This is a genomic window from Pseudomonas sp. RIT288 (assembly GCF_000631985.1).
Taxonomy (GTDB): Bacteria; Pseudomonadota; Gammaproteobacteria; order Pseudomonadales; family Pseudomonadaceae; genus Aquipseudomonas.
In genome coordinates this window covers 154701-177543 of the sequence record NZ_JFYN01000008.1, presented here as the reverse complement: position 1 = coordinate 177543, position 22843 = coordinate 154701, and the positions used below count along the sequence as shown (strand labels likewise).

The 22843-nt window shown below is 60.2% G+C and carries 14 protein-coding genes; 10 read left to right on the top strand and 4 right to left on the bottom strand.

Features of this window, described 5'->3' with window-relative positions; translation table 11 throughout:
* The first annotated feature begins 78 nt into the window (after positions 1–78).
* The 8 genes from BW33_RS09785 (at position 79) to BW33_RS09750 (ending at position 12878) form a co-directional block, all read left to right on the top strand.
* Positions 79–3000 (top strand): TonB-dependent receptor, encoded by a 2922-nt coding sequence (locus tag BW33_RS09785; RefSeq protein ID WP_047598628.1) that lies wholly within the window; start codon positions 79–81, stop codon positions 2998–3000.
* A 269-nt stretch (positions 3001–3269) separates the two neighbouring features.
* Entirely contained in the window at positions 3270–3746 is a 477-nt protein-coding gene (locus BW33_RS09780; protein ID WP_177327474.1) for an antitoxin Xre/MbcA/ParS toxin-binding domain-containing protein, read from the top strand.
* Positions 3743–4246: an RES family NAD+ phosphorylase gene (locus BW33_RS09775; RefSeq protein ID WP_047598626.1), complete on the top strand. Its 504-nt coding sequence runs from the start codon at positions 3743–3745 to the stop codon at positions 4244–4246. The genes BW33_RS09780 and BW33_RS09775 overlap by 4 nt, the downstream gene beginning before the upstream one ends.
* 117 nt (positions 4247–4363) lie before the next feature.
* The gene (locus tag BW33_RS09770) at positions 4364–7006 is read left to right on the top strand and encodes a TonB-dependent receptor (RefSeq protein ID WP_047598624.1); all 2643 of its coding nucleotides are present in this window, start codon (positions 4364–4366) and stop codon (positions 7004–7006) included.
* A gap of 360 nt (positions 7007–7366) precedes the next feature.
* Positions 7367–9217 (top strand): extracellular solute-binding protein, encoded by a 1851-nt coding sequence (locus tag BW33_RS09765; protein WP_047598622.1) that lies wholly within the window; start codon positions 7367–7369, stop codon positions 9215–9217.
* A complete protein-coding gene (locus tag BW33_RS09760) occupies positions 9204–10268 on the top strand; it encodes a microcin C ABC transporter permease YejB (RefSeq protein WP_047598620.1) in 1065 nt (354 codons plus the stop codon). Before BW33_RS09765 ends, BW33_RS09760 begins: the two co-directional genes overlap by 14 nt.
* The gene (locus tag BW33_RS09755) at positions 10268–11290 is read left to right on the top strand and encodes an ABC transporter permease (protein WP_047598618.1); all 1023 of its coding nucleotides are present in this window, start codon (positions 10268–10270) and stop codon (positions 11288–11290) included. The genes BW33_RS09760 and BW33_RS09755 overlap by 1 nt, the downstream gene beginning before the upstream one ends.
* A gap of 1 nt (position 11291) precedes the next feature.
* On the top strand, positions 11292–12878 hold the full coding sequence (locus BW33_RS09750) for an ABC transporter ATP-binding protein (protein ID WP_047598616.1): 1587 nt from the start codon (positions 11292–11294) through the stop codon (positions 12876–12878).
* 151 nt (positions 12879–13029) lie between these two features.
* Here the strand turns inward: BW33_RS09750 and BW33_RS09745 are convergent, their stop codons facing one another.
* Positions 13030–13344: an SCP2 sterol-binding domain-containing protein gene (locus tag BW33_RS09745; protein ID WP_047598615.1), complete on the bottom strand. Its 315-nt coding sequence runs from the start codon at positions 13342–13344 to the stop codon at positions 13030–13032.
* 64 nt (positions 13345–13408) lie between these two features.
* Positions 13409–14119, bottom strand: a complete 711-nt coding sequence (locus BW33_RS09740) for a histidine phosphatase family protein (RefSeq protein WP_047598613.1) — start codon at positions 14117–14119, stop codon at positions 13409–13411.
* 204 nt (positions 14120–14323) lie between these two features.
* Here BW33_RS09740 and sohB point away from each other — a divergent pair, with 204 nt between their 5' ends.
* Complete coding sequence (sohB, locus tag BW33_RS09735; protein WP_047598611.1) at positions 14324–15355, top strand: protease SohB; 1032 nt, start codon at positions 14324–14326, stop codon at positions 15353–15355.
* 331 nt (positions 15356–15686) lie between these two features.
* On the top strand, positions 15687–20363 hold the full coding sequence (locus tag BW33_RS09730) for a dermonecrotic toxin domain-containing protein (protein ID WP_236645207.1): 4677 nt from the start codon (positions 15687–15689) through the stop codon (positions 20361–20363).
* 23 nt (positions 20364–20386) lie between these two features.
* Here the strand turns inward: BW33_RS09730 and BW33_RS09725 are convergent, their stop codons facing one another.
* A complete protein-coding gene (locus BW33_RS09725) occupies positions 20387–20881 on the bottom strand; it encodes a DUF934 domain-containing protein (protein ID WP_047598609.1) in 495 nt (164 codons plus the stop codon).
* Positions 20865–22523, bottom strand: coding sequence for a nitrite/sulfite reductase (locus tag BW33_RS09720; protein WP_047598608.1), 1659 nt, complete (start codon positions 22521–22523; stop codon positions 20865–20867). Before BW33_RS09720 ends, BW33_RS09725 begins: the two co-directional genes overlap by 17 nt.
* Positions 22524–22843 lie beyond the last annotated feature (320 nt).

Genomic DNA, 22843 nt, shown 5'->3' with positions numbered 1-22843 from the left:
TTGGCCTAATTGTCGCCCTATAAAAAACGCCGGCCCGCTGCTCATTCCCTGCAGACGCCTTCAACAGGGAAGCCCTTGATGATTTCATTCAAACAACAATTACCGCGCCTGACCCTCGCCACCGCATTGGCGATGGGGTTGGCGCCGATCGCGGTGTATGCGCAGGATTCTGCCGTTCAGGTATTCACTTTCGACATCGCCAGCGGCCCGCTCGACGAGGTCTTGCTGGACATCTCGCGCCAGACCGGCGTACCGATTTCCTTCAGCCAGAATCTGGTGCAAGGCAAACGCAGCGGTGCCGTGCGCGGTGCGTTGGGCGGACGTCAGGCCGTCGAGAAGGCGTTGCTCGGCAGCGGGCTGCACGTCGAGCAAAGTGCTCAGGGCCTGAGCGTGCGCGAAGGGGCGGCGATTGCGCCGGTGGCGGCCAAAGTCAGTGCCGTGGCCCCGGCGACCAGCGCCGATTACCGTATGGAAAAAGTCACCGTCACCGGTTCGCGAATCGCCCGCGCGCAGAGCGATGGCGCGACCCCGGTCAACGTCATCACCCACGAAGAGATGGAAGCGCGCGGCTACAAGAACGTCTATGACGCCCTGGCGACGCAGACGCAAAACACCGGCATGACCCAGGGCGAGGACTACGGCAACACCTGGCAACCGGCGGCCAGCGCAATCAACCTGCGTGGCCTCGGCCCCAATCACACGCTGGTGCTGATCAACGGCCGGCGCGTCGCCGATTACCCGACGCCATACGACGGCAAGGTCAACTTCACCAACCTGGCGAACATTCCCTCGGCGGTCATCGAACGCATCGAAATTCTCAGCAGCGGCGCCTCGGCAATCTACGGTTCGGACGCGATTGCCGGGGTGGTCAACATCATCCTCAAGAAGCAGATCGATGGCATCGACGTCAATCTCAAGGGCGGCACCAGTGAGCGCGGCGGTGGCGACAATCAGCGCCTGCAAATCAGCGGCGGCGGCAGTTGGGGCGACTTCGACGGCTTGTTCGGCCTGGAACTGACCAACCGTGACCCGATCTGGGCCGACGATCGCGGCTTCATGCAGAGCGGCCCGCTGGCGGATGTCGGTTACCGTCGCGACCTGAGCAACAACCGCTACCTCGGCCCCGGTTGCGGCGCCTATCAAGGCACCTTCGACAACAAGCTGCTGAACAACGGCGGACGCTGCCGCACCGATCAGATGTACAACGATTACTGGACGATCCAGACGCAAAAGGAAAACTACGACGGCTATACGCGCGGCACCTGGCACTTCAGCGACAGCGGTCAGGTGTTTGCCGACTTGATGTATGGCCTCGACCACATCCAGAACAACACCCGTGGCCCGACGTTTACTTCACCGGATTTCATCAACCAGAACAGCGGCAATCTGGAGCGCTGGTATCGGCGTTACGGTGAAGAGGAAATCGGTGGCCGCACCAGCAACAACAGCAAGTGGACCGACACTTCGTGGACCGGCACCCTCGGCCTCTCGGACAAGATCGCCGACACCGGCTGGAGCTACGATCTGGCGGCCAACCGTTCGGAATATCGCAGCGTCAGAACCACGCGCTACACGCCGCTGTCGTCGATTCAGGATTTCTACCTCGGCCCGCAATTGGGCGTGAGTGGCGGTTACCCGGTGTTCGCCCCGGACGCCTCGCGTCTCGATCGCCCGCTGACGCCACAAGAGTGGGAGCAGTTTCGCAGCAATCTGACCCAGCGCAGCAAGTCGGTTTCCACCAGCTACAACGCGTCGATCAATGGCGACCTGTTTGACCTGCCGGCCGGCCCGGTCGGATTTGCCGGCGTGCTGGAAGCGGGCAAGCAGGAATATCGCGTCGACCCGGATGACGGTCTGAATGACGGCACTTTTTATGGCGTGAGCCCGGCGCAAAGCTCCGGCGGTTCGCGCAAGCGCTACGCCGCCGGTGGCGAGTTCAGCATTCCGGTGACCGACACCGTGCTGGCCACCGCCGCCGGGCGTTGGGACCAATACAAATTCAGCGGTCGCAGCGAGCAGCAGAAAACCTACAACCTCGGCCTCGAATGGCGCCCGATCACCAGTCTGTTGCTGCGCGGCAGTTACGGCACCAGTTTCCGTGCACCGGACCTGAACTACATCTACCAGTCGGACAGCAACGGTTACTACCCGGCGCAGATCGACTACTACGGTTGCAGCCAGGGCGTGCAGGGCGCGTGTGATCGTGGGCGGGTCGATTACACCCAGAGTGGCACCCCGGATCTTGAGTCCGAACGCGGCAAATCCTGGACCTATGGTTTTGTCTGGTCGCCGTCGCGCAATTTCGATTTCTCCACCGATTTCTGGCGGGTCGAGATCGACGACCTGCTGACCACCGTCGACGAAAACCGCCTGTTGCAGCAAGAGAACGAATGCCGCAACGGCACCCAGGACATCAACTCGGCGAACTGCCAGTCGACCCTGGCGCGCATCGACCGCAACCCGGGCAATGCCGCGGTTGATCCCAATCAGTTGCAGCGAGTGCGGGTCAATGCGATCAACGCCGCCAGCGAGCGGGTCAGCGGTCTGGACTTCAAGAGCAACATCCGCTGGGGCGCCGGGCAGTACGGCGCGTTCAGTTCGGCGCTGGGCTATACCTTGGTGCTTTCGCATTTCTACAAGGAGTCCGACGAGGCGCCGACTCAGGACTGGCGCACTTCGCGGACCAACTACGACTGGCGCAGCAAGGTCAACGCCAGTCTGACCTGGGATTACCAGAAAGCCACGGCGACGCTGATGGGCATTCGCTATGGTTCGGTGACCAACGGCGCGGGTGACGGGCGTCTGTCGCCCTGGACGGTGTTCAACGCCAGCGCCCGCTACAAGCTCAATGACCGTGCCAGCGTCGGCCTGACCGTGAACAACGTGCTCAACCAGATCAAACACGATGACTCGGCCGGCTGGCCGTATTACCCGACCGGCAACTATGACCCGTACGGGCGGCAGTGGTGGCTGGATGTGAGTTATCACTTCGGCAGTTGAGCACGCGGTATGCGTGAGTAACGTCCTACGCAAACGGGCCGAAATTTCGCAGAAGCGGGGATATTTCCGACGACATTCTCAGGTTGGTCGTCGGAAGCATGATCTATAGCATCGGACATGACATTGAAGTCGTAAACGGCTTGGACGCTCAGGCCTCTGATAACGGATGGATTATGCGAACGCCCCACCTCGAATACGAAACGCCTGCTTATTCCCATCGCCTTCAATGGCGCACCGATCGTGCCAGGTGCCCCATGGAGGAGGTCGCGATGCCCAGCGTCAAGGTAACCCGACTGACGGGGGTGAAGCGGGCCGAGGGCAGACCTGTCGACTTGCTCGTGAATGGCCAGAACATCGGTGACGACGCCTTTCTGATCGTTGACCTGACCGACGAAGGTTTTGAGCTGAACGATGTCGTCAACATGCTTTCAACCTCTGAGCTTTATCTGCAAGACGATATGGTCAAACGTATCACCGGCAAGTCGGTCAGAACCGTACGGCGATTACTGAAGGAAGGTAAAACGGTACGGCTTGGCCCGCAGCAAAGCGTCATCGCCTACCAATATGCGTTGGTGCTGGAAAAGGCCATTCGTGCCTTCGGGCGCCAGTCACGGGCCGAGGAGTGGCTGCGCAAACCCAGTACCTACCTGAACGGTCGCGTACCCGTGGAGTTGATCCGGCATTCACTGGGGTTTCAGATGGTCGAGCAGTATCTGGGGCAGCTGATATACGGGGTTTACACATGAATCCCTTGCCTTGGGACGAGCACTGGTATGCATGGCGGCTGGACCCCGAGGTTTACGGAGGGACGTGGGACAGCGGGATGGGTTCAAATCTCAATGGAGGCCGATGGAACATACCCGGGCGGCGAGTCGTTTATGCATCAGTCGATCCATCCTCGGCCATTCTGGAGGTGGCAGCCAATCACAGCTTTGACGCGCTGGACAGTGAACCTTATGTCCTCACGTGTTTTGAGGTCATCAGCGAAGCAAAAGTGAAAATCGTGCAGCCGGAGGATGTGCCGAATCCTTACTGGTTGAGCCCCGCCAAGCCTTCACCCAATCAACAACTGTTCGCCGATGCATTATTGGCAGAGCATCCGTTTGTACTGATCCCCTCGGCGGCAACCCGGCACTCGTGGAATCTGCTGGTGAGCTGCGAATTGGCGGAGGGGCAGTTCAGGATGGTTTCCCAGGAGCGGTTTGGGCTGGATACCCGGTTGCTGAGGGAGATGGAGCTGGCTTGATCCACACATGCCATTTTTTTGCATAACCTCATCACCCAACGGTCTAAATCGGGCTCTATAAAACCCTGCTGTCCATTGCACATCCCTGCATAAACCAAAACGCAGGGATGGCCGTTCATGATCCATTTTTCACCCGTTAGATCCCGTTTGAGCCTGGCCTTGCTGCTGGCGATCAATACCTTGCCGGCAGTTGCTGCCGACGAACCCACGACCCAGTTGCAACGGGTGGAAGTCACCGGTACTGCGATTCGCCGGGTCGATGCGGAAACTGCGGTGCCGGTCACCATTCTGCGAGTTGAAGAACTGCGCGAGCAGGGGGTGAGCACCACCGAGGAGCTGGTGAGCCGGATTTCCGCCAATCAGTCTTCGGTCGGCTCCGGTCGTTCGGTGGGTTCGAGCAGCGGCGGGGCGTCGTATGCCGATTTGCGTGGCATCGGCCCGAACAAGACGCTGGTGCTGCTCAATGGCCGGCGGCTGAGCAACAACGCGACCAACGCGATCAATGGCTCCGGGGTTGACCTGAACACCATTCCGTTCGCCGCCATTGATCGCGTCGAAGTCCTGCGTGACGGTGCTTCGGCGTTGTACGGCACCGATGCGATTGGCGGGGTGATCAACTTCATCACCAAGACCAGCCTCACGGAAGGCCAGCTCAGCACCAACTACGACACACCGACCCATGCCGGCGGTGGTGAAAGTCGTAACTTCAGCGGCAGTTGGGGCTTCGGCGATTTGCAGGATGATCGTTTCAACGTGTTCGGCGTGGTCAGTCATGACAAGCAGCAACGCCTGGCTGCCGAAGACCGTGGTTACACCTACAACTATCAGCCGGGACGCGGCCTCGATTACACCTCCGGCACCGCATCGCCGGCCAACTGGAGTCAGGGCAGCAACGCCACCAACCCGCTGGCCAGTTCCGGCTGCAGCGCCCCGGGCCTGCTGGCGCGCAATGGCATCTGCCGCCAGAGCCTGTGGAATTACCTCGATCTGGTGCCGGAAACCGAGAAGACCTCGGCTTTCGCCAAAGCCACCGGCAAGCTGGCGGATGATCACAACGTCAGCCTCGAATACTTCTGGGCACGCAACGAAAACCGCACGCAGATCGGCCCCGGTACGCTGATGGGCAATCAGGTCAATCCCGGCACGACGTTCTATCCCGGTAACGGTATTACCCCCGGCCCCAACGGCTTCGCCCTCGACCCGACGCAACCGGTGGATGTGAACTGGCGCGAAACCGCCGTTGGCGCGCGCCAGCACGAAGACGACAACACCGGCCAGCGTTTGCTGTTGAGCTTTGACGGCAGCGTGGTTGGTTGGGACTACAACGTCGGCGCGTCGTACAACCAGAACAAAGTGATCAATGCCATCGAGGCCGGCTATGTCAACGACCGCGCCGTCAGCGCCGGTATTGCCAACGGCGTCATCAACCCGTTTGGCGCACAGACCGCTGCCGGGCAGGCGCTGCTGGCGGCCAATGCGGTGGACGGCGATTACTCGACGGCGGTAGGGCGGGTGAAGGCGATAGACGGGCGTGTCAGTCGTGAGATCGGTGATTGGTTCGGCGCTGGTCCTTCGGCACTGGCGCTGGGTGGCGAATACCGCAAGGAGGATTTTCATCAGGATTTCGCCCAGTTCGCTGCCGATGTGCAGAGCCTTGGCGTCGACCCCAATGCCAGCGTCGCCGGGGATCGCAGCGTCTCGGCGCAGTACGCCGAGGTCAACGTGCCGGTGCTCGACAGCCTGGAGTTGTCCGCCGCTGTGCGCCACGACAAGTACAGCGATTTCGGCAGCACCACCAACCCGAAATACTCGTTCCGCTTCCAGCCGTTCAAGCAACTGGTGGTGCGCGGCGCCTACAGTGAAGGTTTTCGTGCGCCGTCGCTGTACGAGTTGTACAGCCCGAACTTCACCACGTTCACCGTCGCCAACTACAACGACCCGCGGCTGTGTGCCGGCGGCAACCCGAGCAACGGCGGGATCGCCAACCGCGACTGCGCCCAGCAGTTCTACAGTCGCACCGGTGGCAATACTGAACTGAGCCCGGAAACCGCGCGCAACGTCACCCTCGGTTTCGTCTATCAGCCGTTCGAGCGGCTGACCACCGGGCTGGACTTCTGGTGGATCAACATCGCCAACCAGATCGCCGAATTCCCGGAATCGGCGGTGTTCGAGAACCCGGAGCTGTACCCTGATCGCCTGGTGCGCAAGCCTGATGGCTCCATCGATCACATCGTCACGGGGCTGGCCAACCTCGGCAAGATCAAGACCCATGGTGTCGATGTCAGTTTCGACTACCGCTTGCCGAGCACCCCGTACGGCAACTTCGGCATCGGCCTGCAAGGCACCTATGTCAGCCGCTACGAGTACCAGCAGCAGCTCAAGGGCGACTACATCGACAAGCTCGGCGATTTTCGTGGCGGCGACTTTTCCTCGGCCGGCGCCGTGGCCCGTTGGCGTCACAGCCTGACCGGCAGCTGGAACTACGGCCCCTACGGCGTGGCCCTGACCAACCGCTACACCAGCGGTTACCACGACTCCGACCGCGAGACCCACGATTACGTCGGCTCGTACAACGTCTGGGATCTGGCAGGCACCTACACCTGGCGCAAAACCCTGAGCGTGACCCTCGGTGCGAAGAACCTGTTCGACCGCGAGCCACCATTCAGTAACCAGACCTACACCTTCCAGAGCGGCTACGACCCGAAATACGGCGACCCGTTCGGGCGGACGCTATACACGCGGGTCAATTACAAATTCTGACCCGCTCTGTGTACTGACCCGCTCTGTGTAGGAGCTGCCGAAGGCTCGGGCCGCGATCGGACGATCTTTTGACGTTAAAGATCAACAGATCGTCCGATCGCGGCCCGAGCCTGCGGCAGCTCCTACAAGGATCGGATTTCATGGAAGGGGCGGGTTTTAGTCACTTATTGATCTAAGCCTGCCCTATAAAAATCGCCGGCCTGTTGCACATCACAGGTAGGCAGGATGATAGGTGACTGTTGCGTCGCTATCGCCAGCAGGCTGACTACCACGGGGTTCTGTGTCCAGCGCAAGAGCCTGCGGGAGCTAGCCTGCTAGCGAAGAGGCCAGTAGCCGCACCGTGCAAAAAAGGATCTGCCAATGCTCTCCAGGCTCATTCTGTTCAGCGTTTTTGCGCTGCCATGCCCCTTCATTTGGGCCGCTCCACAACCCGCACTCACGGTCTACGGCGAAGCCCCCAAATACGCCGCGGACTTTCACCACCTGGCCTACGCCAACCCCAACGCGCCCAAGGGCGGGACGCTGCGGCGCTCCTCACTGGAAAGCGGCCCGTTCGATCACCTGATTCCGTACATCGACAAAGGCACCGGCGTCGCCGACATCGACGGTTGGCTCTACGCGCCGCTGGCCTGTCGCAGCAAGGACGAACCCTACAGCGTCTACGGCCTGGTGGCGCAGCAGATGGAACTGGATGCGGATCGCCGCTGGCTGCGTTTCTACCTCAATCCCAAGGCGCGGTTCGACGACGGCACGCCAATCACAGCCGAAGACGTGCGTTACACCTTCGAACTGTTAACCACTCAGGGCAGCCTCAAATACCGCCAACAGTTTCGTGACGTTGCCGACGTAGTGGTGGAGTCGCCGACGCAAGTGCGCTTCAACTTCAAGAACAACGACAGCCGCACCTTGCCACTGGATCTGGCGACGCTGCCGGTGTTTCCGGAACATTGGTGGCGCACACGAAACTTCGCCGACGGCGCCGGTTTCGAGATCCCGCCGGGCAGCGGCCCGTACCGGATCAGCGCGGTGGATGCCGGGCGCAGCGTGAAATTTCAGCGCGTCGCCGACTGGTGGGCCAAGGACCTGCCGATCACGCGCGGCCTCTATAACTTCGATCACTTGAGTGTCGAGTTCTTCGCCGACACCGATGTTTCCCGGCAAGTGCTCAAGGCTGGCGGTTTTGATTACAACCGCGACTTTTCCGCGACCAGTTACACCATCGGCTATGCCGGGACGGCGCTGGAGCAGGGTAAATTGCTTCGCGAACATCTGGCGCCGGGTGCTGCGCAAGGTTCGCAGGGTTTCGTGTTCAACCTGCAAAAACCCATGTTTCAGGATCGCCGGGTGCGGCAGGCGATCGCCATGCTCTGGGATTTCGAGTGGAGCAATCGGCAGATGATGCGCAGCATGTACCTGCGCCAGCGCAGTTACTTCTCGCACAGTGCGTTGTCGGCCACCGAGTTGCCGGACGCCGAGGAACTGAAAATCCTCGAACCGTGGCGCGGCAAGATCCCCGATGAGGTGTTCACCGAGGTCTTCGAAGCGCCGAAAACCGACGGCAGCGGCAACATCCGCGCCGAGCAGTTGCAGGCCTTGAAACTGCTGGAAGCCGCCGGCTGGAAACCCCGTGGTGATCAGTTGGTGAATGCCAACGGCGAGCCGCTGCAGTTCACCTTTCTCAACGGTCAGAAGGGCTTTGAACGGCTGCTGCTGCCGTTCAAGCGCAACCTGGCGCAGATCGGTATCGGCTTCGATATTCGCCAGGTCGACACCGCGCAATACACCAACCGCGTGCGCAATCGCGACTACGACATGATCGTGGTCGGCTACCCGGTGAGTCAGGCGCCGGGGCGCGAGATGTTCAATTACTTCGGCTCCGACGGCGCCGACGATCCCGGTTCGAACAACTACATGGTGCTGCGCGATCCGGCCGTCGATGCCTTGCTTGAAGGGCTGGTGCAGGCCGACAACCGCGAAAGCCTGCTGCGCCATGCTCACGCTTTGGATCGGGTATTACAGTGGGGTTATTACTGGATTCCCAACTATTACCCGCCGGGGATTTCCACGGTGTGGTGGAACCGTTTCGGCCGTCCGGCGACGGCGCCGCTGTATGACGCCGGGCTCGATACCTGGTGGGAAATCAGCCCGACCGCGTTGACCGCCACACAGATGCAGCAACAGCAAAAGGAGTTCGCCCATGTGGGGTTATAGCCTGCGGCGTCTGGTGCTGATCGTGCCGACTTTGTTCGCCATTTTGCTGGTCAATTTCATCATCGTGCAGGCGGCCCCCGGCGGACCGGTCGAGCAGGCGATCGCGCGCTTGCAGGGCATTGGTGTCGGCGCGGCGGTGGGCGGCGGTCATGTCGAAACCATCGGCGGTGAATCCCGCGCGACCCGGGGGCTCGACCCGAAACTGGTGGCAGATATCGAACGCCAGTACGGCTTCGACAAACCCGCCGGCGAGCGCCTGTGGCTGATGCTCAAAAGCTACGCGCAACTGGATTTCGGCCAGAGCTTTTTCCGTGGCGCCAGCGTCACCGAGCTGATCTGGCAGAAGCTGCCGGTCACCTTGTCACTGGGCTTGTGGGCCACGTTGATCACTTACCTGGTGTCGATTCCGCTGGGCATCCGCAAGGCCGTACACAACGGCTCGACGTTCGATGTCTGGAGCAGCGTGGCGATCATCATCGGCTACGCGATGCCGGGGTTCCTGTTTGCGCTGCTGCTGATCATCGTGTTCGCGGGCGGCAGCGCACTGGACTGGTTTCCGGTGCGCGGGCTGGTCTCGGACAACTTCGCCGAGCTGTCGCCGTGGGGCAAGGTTGCCGATTACTTCTGGCATCTGGTGCTGCCGGTCACCGCGCTGGTGATCGGCGGATTCGCCACGCTGACGATCCTCACCAAAAACAGCTTTCTCAACGAAATCTCGCGCCTGTACGTGGTGACGGCACGGGCCAAGGGCCTCAGCCAGCGCCAGGTTTTATACGGTCACGTGTTTCGCAACGCGATGCTGCTGGTGGTCGCCGGATTGCCGCAGGCGCTGGTGACGGTATTTTTCGGCGGCTCGTTGCTGATCGAAGTGATCTTCTCCCTCGATGGCCTCGGCCGTCTCAGCTACGAGGCAGCGGTGTCGCGCGACTATCCGGTGGTGTTTGGCTCGTTGTTCATCTTCACCCTGTTCGGCCTGCTGATAAAACTGCTCGGCGACCTGTGTTACACGCTGGTTGACCCGCGCATCGACTTCACCGCGAGGACTGCCTGATGCTGACTCTATCTCCCATCGGCCAGCGGCGCTGGGCGCGGTTCAAGGCGCACCGGCGTGGCTGGTGGTCGTTGTGGCTGTTCTTGCTGTTGTTCGGCCTGAGCCTGGGCGGCGAGTTGATCGCCAATGACAAACCGCTGCTGGTCGAGTATCAGGGCCAGTGGTATTTCCCGGCGTTCAAGCGCTACACCGAGCAGGATTTCGCCGGCGAATTGCCGTTCCAGCCGGACTATCGCAGCGCGCAGGTGCGGCAACTGATCGAGGGGCAGGGCGGGCGGATGTGGTTTGCGCCGATCCCGTTCGGTTTCGATACGGTCAACTATGACCTGACTGAACCGGCGCCGAGTGCGCCGAGCGGCGAGAACTGGCTGGGCACCGACGATCAGGCGCGGGATGTGCTGGCGCGGGTGATCTTCGGTACGCGGGTGTCGCTGCTGTTTGCCTTGGCACTGACCGCCGCCAGTGCGCTGATAGGCATTGCGGCCGGTGCCTTGCAAGGCTTTTACGGAGGCTGGGTCGATCTGCTCGGGCAGCGGTTGCTGGAGGTGTGGTCGGGGCTGCCGGTGTTGTATCTGCTGATCATTCTGTCCGGGTTCGTCGAGCCCAATTTCTGGTGGTTGCTGGGGATCATGGCGCTGTTTTCCTGGCTGAGTCTTGTCGATGTAGTGCGCGCCGAGTTCCTGCGCAGCCGCGGCCTGGAATACGTGAAAGCTGCGCGGGCGCTGGGGGTTGGCGATGTGCAGGTGATCTGCCGGCACATCCTGCCCAACGCCATGAGCGCGACCCTGACCTATCTGCCGTTCATTCTCACCGGGGCGATCGCGACCTTGTCGGCGCTGGATTTTCTCGGTTTCGGCATGCCCGCCGGCAGCGCTTCGCTGGGCGAACTGATTGGCCAGGGCAAGAGCAATCTGCAAGCGCCGTGGTTGGGGCTGACGGCGTTTTTTGCTCTGGCGCTGATTCTTTCTTTGTTGGTGTTCATCGGTGAGGCCTGCCGAGATGCTTATGATCCGAGGGCTTGAGATGAGCGATAACCTGATCGAAATCCGCGACCTGCGTGTGGCGTTCAACGGCCAGCCAGTAGTGCATGGCATCGACCTCGATATTCGTCCCGGCGAATGCCTGGCGCTGGTCGGCGAGTCCGGCTCGGGCAAATCGGTGACTGCTCACAGCATCCTGCAATTGCTTGACCCGAACATCACGCGGATCGACGGCAGCATTCGTTATGCCGGGGAAGAGTTGCTCGGCGTGCACGAGCGCTATCTGCGCCAGTTACGGGGCAACCGTATCGCGATGATTTTTCAGGAACCGATGAGTTCGCTGAATCCACTGCATACGATCGAGCGGCAACTCGGTGAGAGCCTGGCGCTGCACAAAGGCCTGGCAGGCGCGCAAGCCCGGGAACGGATTCTTGAACTGCTCGAACTGGTTGGCATTCAGAAACCGCGCGAACGGCTCAAGGCCTATCCGCATCAACTCTCCGGCGGCCAGCGCCAGCGGGTGATGATTGCCATGGCGCTGGCCTGCGAGCCGCAGTTATTGATCGCCGACGAGCCGACCACCGCGCTGGATGTGACCGTGCAGCGCAGGATTCTGCTGTTGCTCAAGGACTTGCAGCAGCGGCTCGGCATGGCGCTGCTGATCATCAGCCATGACCTGAATCTGGTGCGCACCATTGCGCAGCGGGTGGCGGTGATGCGCGGTGGACGGATCGTCGAGCAGGCGGCGTGCGAGCAACTGTTCCGTGCGCCGCAGCATCCCTACAGCATCGAGTTACTCAACGCCGAGCCGGGGGGCGAAGCGCTGCGTCGGGATGTCGCGCAGGATTTGTTGCAGGTGCGCGATCTGAATGTGCGTTTTCGTCTCGGGGGTGGTTGGCTGCGGCCGAAGACTTGGTTGGCGGCGGTCAAGGGTATCGATCTGAATCTGCAGCGTGGCAAGACGCTGGGGATTGTCGGCGAGTCGGGCTCGGGCAAGTCGACCTTGGGTCAGGCGATTTTGCGCCTGATCGACGCCGAGGGCAGCATTCGCTTTGCCGGTGAGGCGCTGGAGCAGTTGAGCGGCAAGCAGCTGCGGCCACTGCGCAAACGCCTGCAAGTGGTGTTTCAGGATCCGTTCGGCAGCCTCAGCCCGCGCCTTTGTGTGGAGCAGATCATTGCCGAGGGCTTGCAGGTGCACAGCGATTTGAATGCTGCCGAGCGCGAGCAGGCGGTGATCGATGCGCTGCGTGAGGTCGGTCTGGATCCGGCCACCCGACATCGCTATCCGCACGAGTTCTCCGGAGGCCAGCGGCAACGGATTGCCATCGCTCGGGCGCTGGTGCTCAAGCCGGACCTGATCTTGCTCGATGAGCCGACGTCGGCGCTGGATCGCACGGTGCAGAAGCAGATCGTTGCTTTATTGCGGCGCCTGCAGGAAGAGCACGGGCTGACTTACCTGTTCATCAGTCATGACCTGGCGGTGGTGCGGGCGTTGGCCCATGACCTGATTGTGATGAAGGATGGCGAAGTGTTGGAGCGTGGCGAGACCAGTGCGCTGTTCAGTGCGGCGCAACATCCCTACACGCAGGAGTTGCTGGCGGCATCCAATGTGGAGGCGAGGCTGGCGTAAATCCTGTAGGAGCTGTCGAGTGAAACGAGGCTGCGATCTTTTGACTTTGATTTTCATAAGCAAAAGATCGCAGCGTGCCGCAGCTCCTACAGGGGCCAGACGCAAAAATCCCGCCACCGGGGCGGGATTTTCTTCAAACCGAACGCACGTCTTACGACGGGAACAGCTCGGACAGTTTCATGGCCAGCATCATGTCGCCTTCAGCGCGCAGTTTGCCACCCATGAACGCTTGCATGCCGTCGGTCGAACCGTCAACGATGCCTTCCAGGGTTTCGCCGTCCATCACCAGAGTGACCTGCGCGTCCGGGTTCTCGCCTTCTTTCAGCTCGCAGGTGCTGTCCTTGACGATCAGCGAGAAGTTTTTGGTCTCGTCGATGCGGAAACCGAAGACCAGATCCAGACCGGCAGCAGCGGCTGGGTTGAACTTGGCTTTCATTGCTTGTACGGCATCAGCTACGGAGGTCATGGTTCGATCCTTTCTTGGGTAATAGGCGCTGGTTGATTACAGCAAGGGTCACAGTTATCCGGACTCAGCGGAAAGTGATGAGTTCCGGAGCCTTCAGCAGTTGCAGATGTGCGTGACTGTTGAAGGAGGCCAAAGCCACCTCGCGACCGCGGAACTTCAGCTGGTTGAGCGAGGTGTTGACGATTTGCCAATTCAGTTCAAACGCCTGCCGGGCAGGTATTTGGGTAATCAGGTGGAGCAGGGCGGTGATGGTACCGCCGGAGGTAAACACGGCGATTTTCTGGTTGCCGTCGGCCTGTTCGAGAATGCGCTGCAATCCGCCTTGTACTCGCTCGACGAAACCCAGCCAGCTCTCCAGCCCGGGGGTGTCGTAGGTGCCCGCCAGCCAGCGCTCGATGACCAGGGCGAAGATGCGCTGGAATTCGGCGCGGTTCTGCGCCGCGTTGCGCAGGATGTCGATGGCTTCCGGTTCGTCCTCCAGCATGGCCGGGATCAGAGCGCGGATGATCGCGTCGGCGTCGAACTCGTTGAACGCGGAATCGGTCTCCAGCGTCGGTACCGACAGGCCCTTGGCGCTGAATTGCTCCAGCGCGCTGCTGGCCGTGTGTTGCTGACGACGCAGGTCGCCCGCCAGGCAGCGATCAAAGCAGATTCCCAGCTCGGCGAGGTGCTGGCCGAGGACTTCTGCCTGGCGCACACCGATCGGCGACAAGACGTCATAGTCGTCTGCACCAAAGGAGGCCTGGCCATGTCGAATCAGATAGATGCTGCCCACGTCCGCGTCATCCCGGTACGTTGAAGGTTTGGCGAGGTTATGAGGATGACGGAGTGCTGTCAATGAAAAAACATACGCTTGTTTGAAATGCTCGTTACAGGCCTGTTGCCAGAGGTTTCACGGCTGGCCGACGGGGCGAGGCATGGGTATGCTGCAACCATCCCGCGCGTGTTTTGCATCCGCGCATTGTTTTAAGGAGTCTCTGTGGAGTTTTTCACCGAATACGCCAGCTTCCTGGCCAAGACCGTAACGCTGGTGGTCGCCATCCTGGTGGTGCTCGCCAGTTTTGCTGCATTGCGCAGCAAGGGCCGGCGCAAATCGGCGGGGCAGTTGCAGGTCAGCAAGCTCAACGATTTCTATAAAGGCTTGCGCGAACGTCTGGAGCAGACGCTGCTCGACAAGGATCAGCTCAAGGCCTTGCGCAAGGGCCAGGCCAAATCGGAAAAATCCGAGAAGAGGCAGAAGAACAAACCCGAGAGCAAATCCCGGGTGTTCGTGCTGGATTTCGACGGTGACATCAAGGCCTCGGCCACCGAGAGCCTGCGTCACGAAATCACCGCACTGCTGACCCTCGCCACGCCAAAGGACGAAGTGGTACTGCGTCTGGAAAGCGGTGGCGGCATGGTGCACAGCTACGGCCTGGCGTCTTCGCAACTGGCACGTATTCGCGAGGCCGGCGTGCCGTTGACCGTGTGCATCGACAAGGTCGCGGCCAGCGGCGGTTACATGATGGCGTGCATTGGCGAGAAGATCATCAGCGCGCCGTTCGCGATTCTCGGCTCGATTGGTGTGGTGGCGCAGTTGCCCAACGTCAACCGTCTGCTGAAAAAGCACGACATTGATTTCGAAGTGCTGACCGCCGGTGAGTACAAACGCACCCTGACCGTGTTCGGCGAAAACACCGAGAAAGGTCGGGAGAAGTTCCAGGAAGACCTGGACATCACCCATCAGCTGTTCAAGAACTTCGTTTCGCGCTATCGCCCGCAACTGGCCATTGATGAAGTGGCCACCGGTGAGGTCTGGCTTGGTGTTGCAGCGCTGGACAAGCAACTGGTCGACGAGCTCAAGACCAGTGATGAATACCTGGCAGACCGGGCGAAGAAAGCCGAGGTTTATCACCTGCATTACGCCGAGCGCAAAAGTCTGCAGGAGCGCATCGGCATGGCCGCCAGCGGCTCAGTGGATCGCGTGCTGCTGAGCTGGTGGAGTCGCTTGACCCAGCAACGCTTCTGGTAAGAAAAGGCCAAGGAAAAACCCCTTTTACTGTAACGGTGAAAGGGTTTTTTTTATGGTGGCGGTATATATGTATAGTTTGAGTTTGAATAGTTGATTTGAATTCAGGGTTTTTAATCGGTAATTCGCGCTTTTATAAAAAGGCCTGCTCGATAAGCTGTTGTTACTTTCAGCTTTCGAGATATTCAGTATGTCTTCTTTACCTGTCCAGGCTGTCACGCCTGTATTAATACCCGAACAAAAAGGCATGTTCTTTGAGTTGATCAAGAACAATGCTCCCGGCTGGCTGCTGTCAGCATCGGATGAACTGCGTCAAACACTTTATCAAAGCATAATGGCCAGCCACCGCGCCCAGAGTGAAGTGGACCCGTTTCTGAAGACGCTCAAGTCGCCCGAAGCGTTTTGCGCCCCGTTACTGACCAGCGCCATGTCGCAAAAGCTCGGCAACTCGCTGGATATCAGCGGGGTGATTTTTCAGCACGTGCGCTCCACTTCCAGTCTGCTGGGGTTGCGCAGGAAGCTGGTATTGCCAATCGATCGCGATCTGCTCACGGCCGCCTGCGAAAACTTCGAACTCAGCGAGACTCAGGCCACAAATTATAACGATACCTCCTTGATCTATATTCCCGAAAAAGTAACCGGTCGAGAGGCGAATATATTATCGGTCCAGCCCCACGAGTTTGCGCTGTTGTGTCGAACCCTCGACTTGGGCAAGCACTATCAGACTCATCTTCGTGCAATCTTCAATGTGGATGCCGAGGCCAATCCGTTGCGCAACAAGTTTACTGCGAACTTGCGGTGTCGGTTCGAGGTGGATCGGCACGTCGCATTGCTGAAGAAACACATCAGTGTCGAAGTGCATGAGATGTTGCAGGCAGTCAAGGATAACCAGGACACGATCAAACTGGGCAACAATACCTTGGGTTATCAGGCCTTGCAGATGCTGGGTGTCACACTTGACGGTGTGCTGTTTATCGGCCCGGTGAGTGAGCACGCCGATGACGACTATAGATGCGTTGTTTACCTGCCAGGTGATCCGTTGCACCCGCTCAAGGAGTATTCATCCTTCAGCGATTTCGAGAAACAGTTGAGCCAGCGGTTGAAAGGCGCAGCGTTTCGCCAATTCTTCATGCGCTACATCAAGATCAGTGAGCGCGCAGCGTGGGTGACCGAACTCGATGGGCGTTTGTATCCGCACAGTCATTCAATCCTGCCTCGTGCCGCGTTCTACGTGACGTTGTCCGGCATCGATTTTGCGGGTGACCCGTTCACCCTGATGTATCGCCAGCACGCCGAACAGACCATGGCCGACGCTCGGCTCGTAGTGGTCCCAACGGACGATGAAGACGAGAAAACCCGGCTGGCCCGACTGGACACCTATAAGGCCATCGGGATTGACCTGCTGTTGATCGCTGTATCGTTCATACCTGTAGCAGGAGAGGCGTTGTTGGCGGTTACTGCGGTGCAGTTGCTCTCACAGGTCTATGAAGGGATTGCCAGTTGGTCCCGAGGCGAGCAGGAGCAGGCGACGGATTACTTTTTCGATGTCGTCGAAAACCTGATTCTGATGGCGGCTTTCGCTGCGAGTACCAGGGCGGTGGGCGCAGCGTTCAAAGTCGTCAGGTCATCGGCTTTTATCGAGCGCCTTCGCATGGTCAAACTGGCTTCGGGGCAGTCTCGCCTCTGGAAGCCTGACCTGCACATGTATCAACAGCGTCGGGCTTTGCCAGCCGGAGTGCGTCGCGATGGCCGCGGCTTGCGTTGGGTCGGTGGCCAGGCGTACCTGACGCTCGATGCCCTGCACTATGCGGTGCGCCCCGAGCCTCAGACCGGGCTGTGGGAAGTGCAGGCACCGCCGGAATCGGCGAGCCGCTATTCACCGCTGCTCGAGACCAACGATCGGGGTGCCTGGCGTCATGACAGCGAGCTGGTTCAGGACTGGGATCGACTGACGCTGCTGCGCCGCTTCGGCTATCCCCGCGAGGAGCTGTCGGATGCCAGTGCGCTGCAGGCTCTGGCTGTCAGCGGTATCGAAGACAGCGTGTTGCGTCAGATCCATGTAGATCGCGGTCATCCGCCGGCCTTGCTGCTCGACACGGTGTTGCGATTTCGCGCCGATGCAGCGGTGACGGAGTTTATCGAGCAACTGCAGATTCCGTTGTCGGCACCCATGGCGGATGCTGACCTGCAATTGCACCTGCTGACGACATCGGCCAGTTGGCCGGCAGACTGCGTCATCAGTGTGGTCGATGCAGCGGGCACGCCAATCAATCGTTATGGCGCACCCACCGCCACCACGACCCTCAAGATAACTCAGCAGGATGTGCATCGGGGGAAACTGTACCGTTCTCTGCTGGCTGCACTCGGCAGCCAGCGGTGCAAGACCTTGCTCGGTTTGACAAGCCAGGATTCGGCGGTTCAGACGCGCAAGCTGGTGCATATCGTCGGCGAACAGGCACAAGGTCGACGGCAGCCGTTGTTCCAGCGAATCTATCGACGCCACGAAGCGCCGAGCAATGGGCGGGTGGCGTTGCTGATGAAGACCTTTGCCGATCTGCCTGCCCGTGTTGCCGAGGAGTTGGCGGACAGTGCCCTGGATGGCGAAGCGCAGGAGCTGGACGCTGCCCGCGTACCATTGCGGCTGGCGCAAGAGGTGCGCCGCTATCAACAGGCGATTGCTGTGTGTCGAGCCTATGAAGGCCTGTACCTGGATAGTGGCGGTGGTCACAGTACCAATCGCCTGGTGCTCGATACCCTTGAGCATTTGCCGGGCTGGTCAGGGGCTTCAGCGATCGAGATACAGGAGTGGTCGGGCAGCCACGACAGTGTTGCGACGACGGCGTCAAGCTCATCCAGTGAGCGGGTGATCATCAATGTGTTGGCGGATCGCATCAGCGTTCTGCAGGGTACTGATGCTGCGCTGAAAACATTTTCCGGGCGCACCCGCGAACATTATTTCCAGGCCCTCTGGCATGGGTTGTCGGCGCAACGCAAGGTTCTGTTGGGCCTGTCGTTCGAGACCGGGGCGAACGGGCTGCGGGAGAAAATCACCGAACTTGCCATGAAACGGCGAACAACGTTTGCCAGAACCATGGGCGAACGTCCCGGCGATTATTCGCCCATGGCCCTGGCTGACCGGCCACCGGCAGGGCCCTGGGCGAACTCAGGTGTGAGCGTTTCAGTGATGGTGCGCCGTATTCAGGAGCTCTATCCGGCCCATTCCCCTGCACAGATCCATGCGCTACTCAACGTCTTGGGTCGCAATGAGATTCTGGTGCTGATGAAGCTGGAATTACTGCGCCTGGAGTTTCTCGGTATTCGCGAAGTCTTGAATCGTTGGGTGACGCGGCAAACGCAGTACAACGGGATCGATGGCTCATTGCTTGATGTTCCACAGTCGGCGAAGGCCCGTGCCATGCGCGCGATCATCCGCTGCTGGCGCAGAGAGCCGGGGGCCTCGGGCGACGCGCCACCCGACACTTTGATCTTCGCCCCGGAGCCTTTGGGAGAGTTGCCAGTGCTGGTCGGGGATTTCAGCCACGTCACGCATCTGGTCATGGACGGCACTACGCCGCTGGGGCTGACAGCATTTTTGCGTCATTTCAGAAATTTGCGCAGCCTTTCCCTGAGAGGGAACCAATTGACCCAGTTACCGGTGGCATTGGAACGCATGCCCTGGTTGACGCATCTGGATCTGAGCGAGAACCGTATTCGTCTATCTTCTGCATCGGTGCCGCCACTGGCGCAATTGAAAAAGCTGCGGGTGCTGAGCCTGGACTTCAATGTTGACCTTGCGCATGCCCCGGATGTCAGCGCGCTGCCGGATCTGGAAAGACTGCGCTTGCGCGGTTGCGCAATCGATCATTGGCCCGAGGGAACCACCGGTTTGCAACGACCGCAACTGATCGATCTGCGCGATAACCAGATAAGCACGGTACCGGAGGCGGTACTCAGGGCTCCGCTGATGGTCACCCGCGCCGTTCGCCTGATGGGAAACCCCTTGTCGCCTGACACCTTGCGACAGATTGCGACGTATCAGCAGGCGAACAGCGTCAGTTTCGGTGTAATGGCCCGGGTCTATCGACATCAGCCGCTACCCAGCGCGTCGTATGAAGGCCAGAGTGCGCGCTGGCTGACCGGCAGGCCTGCCGTCGAAGCGATACCGCGTAGCGTTACCTGGGAGGCGGTAAGGGCAGCGCCCGGCTCGCGGGATTTCTTCAATGTACTTTCACAATTGATCCACACGGCCGATTACACCCGCTTGTACCCGTATTTCAGCCAGCGTGTGTGGAATGTGGTCGAGGCGGCCGCTGAAGACACGCGGTTGCGCAGCGAATTGTTCCGCACGGCGCGCGTCGCCACCAGTGTCGATGGTTATTCTGCGGTGTTCAGTGAGATGGAAGTCCAGGTTCTGTGTTATCGAGCCACAGTCGCGGCTGGGGTCGGTGGCGCGCCGCTGGAGCGGCAATTGACGCATTTGCTCAGGGGCTTGTTTCGCCTGCAAACGCTGGAAGAACGGACGCTGGCGCAGATCAACACCCGCGCCCAGCCGAGAGTCTACGAGCATGCACTCGAATTCAGTCTGGCCTATCGGGTGGGGCTGGCGGAGCGCCTGAATTTGCCTGGGCAGCCAAGGGCGATGAGCAGCCCGTTGAATGTCGAGGTATCGCAGGTAGAACTGGATCAGGCCTATCAGGCCGTCATGCGTATTGAAGGCTCTTCGGCGTTTCCCGACTGGTGTATCGGCCAGCGATTTTGGGTCGAGTTTCTCGAGTCGGCCTATCCCGACGCTTTCGCTCTTGTCTATGTTCGAACCTCGCAGGCATTGGCGCGTCTGGAGGAGGCGGAATTGACGCGCAATCAGGCGGCGGTGCAGATGAATGCGATTCACGACAATTTCAGAAATGAGCGTCAGGCGCTGATTCGCCAGCTCACCGATCAGGCACTGGTGCGCCATCCGGCCAATGAGCTGGCCAGGTCGGATACAGAGGAGGAGGGGAGTACGCCTTGAGCAGGTGCTCAAGGCGTATTCGATCAGCGGCGACGGAACAGCGGCAGCGGTTCGTCAGTGGCGGCCTGGTAGGTCACCGAGAAGTCTTTCAGGCTTTCCAGCGCATCGTACGGGTCCTTGTCGGCGCGCAGGGCGAACGCATCGAAACCGCAACGGCGCATGTAGAACAGTTGGTCGCGCAGCACGTCGCCAATCGCCCGCAGTTCACCTTTGAAACCGTAACGGTCACGCAGCAGACGGGCGTTGGAGTAGTTGCGGCCATCGGTGAAGGCCGGAAAGTTCAGCGCGATCACCTGGAACTGCGCGACGTCGTCACCGATTTCCTCGGCTTCTTCATCGGCGTCCAGCCACACACCCAGCCCGCCGTCGCGGGCCTTGAGCGCGTGAGCATGATCACGCCACAGGGCCAGCGGCACGATCAGGTCGTCGCAGTTGGAGATGCCGTCGAGGGTCGCGTCCTTGGGCAGCAAGTGCCAGGTTTCGTCGACAACCTCGTTGTTCTTAATGATTCGCTGCATAGACGCGTTCCTTGAAGAGGTCGATGCCAATACGCTGGTAGGTGTCGATGAAGCGCTCGTCTTCGGTACGTTGCTCAACGTACACGTCGATCAGCTTCGAGATCACGTCCGGCATGTCGTCCTGGGCGAAGGATGGGCCGAGGATCTTGCCCAGGCTTGCGTCACGGCTGGCGCTGCCGCCGAGGGACACCTGGTAGAACTCTTCACCTTTCTTGTCCACCCCGAGGATGCCGATGTGGCCGACGTGGTGGTGACCGCAGGCATTCATGCAACCAGAGATGTTCAGGTCCAGCTCACCGATGTCGAACAGATAGTCCAGATCGTCGAAACGGCGCTGGATCGATTCGGCGATCGGGATCGACTTGGCGTTGGCCAGCGAGCAGAAATCACCGCCCGGGCAGCAGATGATGTCGGTCAGCAGGCCGATGTTCGGCGTGGCGAAACCGCCTTCACGCAGTTCGCCCCACAGGGTGAACAACTGGCTCTGCTCGACGTCGGCCAGAATGATGTTCTGCTCGTGGGAGGTGCGCAGCTGACCGAAACTGTAGCGCTCGGCCAGATCGGCGACGGCGTCGAGCTGCTTGTCGGTGATGTCGCCCGGAGCAACGCCGGTCGGTTTCAGCGACAGGGTCACGGCCACATAGCCCGGCTTCTTGTGCGCCAGGGTGTTGCGCGAGCGCCAGCGGGCGAAACCCGGATGTTCTTTGTCGAGTTCGGCCAGGGCGGCGGTCTGGTTCTCCAGCGCCTTGTAGTCCGGATCGACGAAGTGTTTGGCGACGCGATGCAGCTCGGCTTCGGTCAGCGTGGTCTGGCCACCGCGCAGGTGCTCCATCTCGGCATCGACTTTCTGTGCGAACACTTCAGGGGTCAGCGCCTTGACGAGGATCTTGATCCGCGCCTTGTATTTGTTGTCGCGACGGCCATAGCGGTTGTACACCCGCAGGATGGCGTCGAGGTAGCTCAACAGGTCCTGCCATGGCAGGAACTCGTTGATGAATGCGCCGACCACCGGGGTACGGCCCAGACCACCGCCGACCAGTACACGGAAACCCAGCTCGCCGGCGGCGTTGTGTACCGGCTCAAGGCCGATGTCGTGGACTTCAATGGCCGCACGGTCAGCGGTCGAACCGTTGACGGCGATCTTGAATTTGCGCGGCAGGTAGGCGAATTCCGGGTGGAAGGTAGTCCACTGACGGACGATTTCGCACCATGGGCGTGGGTCGATCACTTCATCGGCGGCGACACCGGCGAACTGGTCGGTGGTGACGTTGCGCAGGCAGTTGCCGCTGGTCTGGATCGCGTGCATCTGCACGGTGGCCAGTTCCGCGAGGATGTCCGGGATGTCTTCCACCGCCGGCCAGTTGAACTGCACATTCTGCCGGGTACTGATGTGGGCGTAGCCCTTGTCGTAGTCGCGGGCAATCCTGGCCATCATGCGCACCTGACGGGAAGTCAGCTGGCCGTAAGGCACCGCCACGCGCAACATCGGCGCAAAACGCTGGATGTAGAGGCCATTTTGCAGGCGCAGGGGGCGGAATTCTTCTTCGCTCAGCTCGCCTGCCAGATAGCGTCGGGTCTGATCACGGAACTGCTTGACGCGGTCCTCGATGATCCGCTGATCGTACTCGTCGTATACGTACATATAAGTCCTGTTCTCAGGCTTTGGGCTACTCGGAAAACGCTGCGTTTTCGCTTGCTGGAGTCCGATGGTGCCTCGGCAATTACGCGCGCACGGCCGCGCACTCCCTAATGGAGCCGGGGCAATATACCCGTTTGCAGTTATGCGCAAAAGTGATGTTTGAGTATATGTAAAGAACCAAATCGCCTAACGAGAATAGTTGTTGATTAACCCACATTTGTCGCGGGGACAATCATCGTCTTAACTGTGATCGAGTCTTTCTGCAATCACCGATAAAACCGACAAGAGGCGATGCAATGAGCAATCCGACCAAGGCGAGAAAA

Bases quoted from the DNA above. Each gene is read 5' to 3' on its own strand.
- BW33_RS09785 (WP_047598628.1), top strand. From the start codon at position 79: ATGATTTCATTCAAACAACAATTACCGCGCCTGACCCTCGCCACCGCA.
- BW33_RS09725 (WP_047598609.1), bottom strand. From the start codon at position 20,881: ATGCAGCGAATCATTAAGAACAACGAGGTTGTCGACGAAACCTGGCAC.
- BW33_RS09750 (WP_047598616.1), top strand. From the start codon at position 11,292: ATGAGCGATAACCTGATCGAAATCCGCGACCTGCGTGTGGCGTTCAAC.
- BW33_RS09765 (WP_047598622.1), top strand. From the start codon at position 7,367: ATGCTCTCCAGGCTCATTCTGTTCAGCGTTTTTGCGCTGCCATGCCCC.
- BW33_RS09770 (WP_047598624.1), top strand. From the start codon at position 4,364: ATGATCCATTTTTCACCCGTTAGATCCCGTTTGAGCCTGGCCTTGCTG.
- BW33_RS09780 (WP_177327474.1), top strand. From the start codon at position 3,270: ATGCCCAGCGTCAAGGTAACCCGACTGACGGGGGTGAAGCGGGCCGAG.
- BW33_RS09720 (WP_047598608.1), bottom strand. From the start codon at position 22,523: ATGTACGTATACGACGAGTACGATCAGCGGATCATCGAGGACCGCGTC.
- BW33_RS09730 (WP_236645207.1), top strand. From the start codon at position 15,687: ATGGCCAGCCACCGCGCCCAGAGTGAAGTGGACCCGTTTCTGAAGACG.
- BW33_RS09755 (WP_047598618.1), top strand. From the start codon at position 10,268: ATGCTGACTCTATCTCCCATCGGCCAGCGGCGCTGGGCGCGGTTCAAG.
- BW33_RS09760 (WP_047598620.1), top strand. From the start codon at position 9,204: ATGTGGGGTTATAGCCTGCGGCGTCTGGTGCTGATCGTGCCGACTTTG.
- BW33_RS09745 (WP_047598615.1), bottom strand. From the start codon at position 13,344: ATGACCTCCGTAGCTGATGCCGTACAAGCAATGAAAGCCAAGTTCAAC.
- BW33_RS09775 (WP_047598626.1), top strand. From the start codon at position 3,743: ATGAATCCCTTGCCTTGGGACGAGCACTGGTATGCATGGCGGCTGGAC.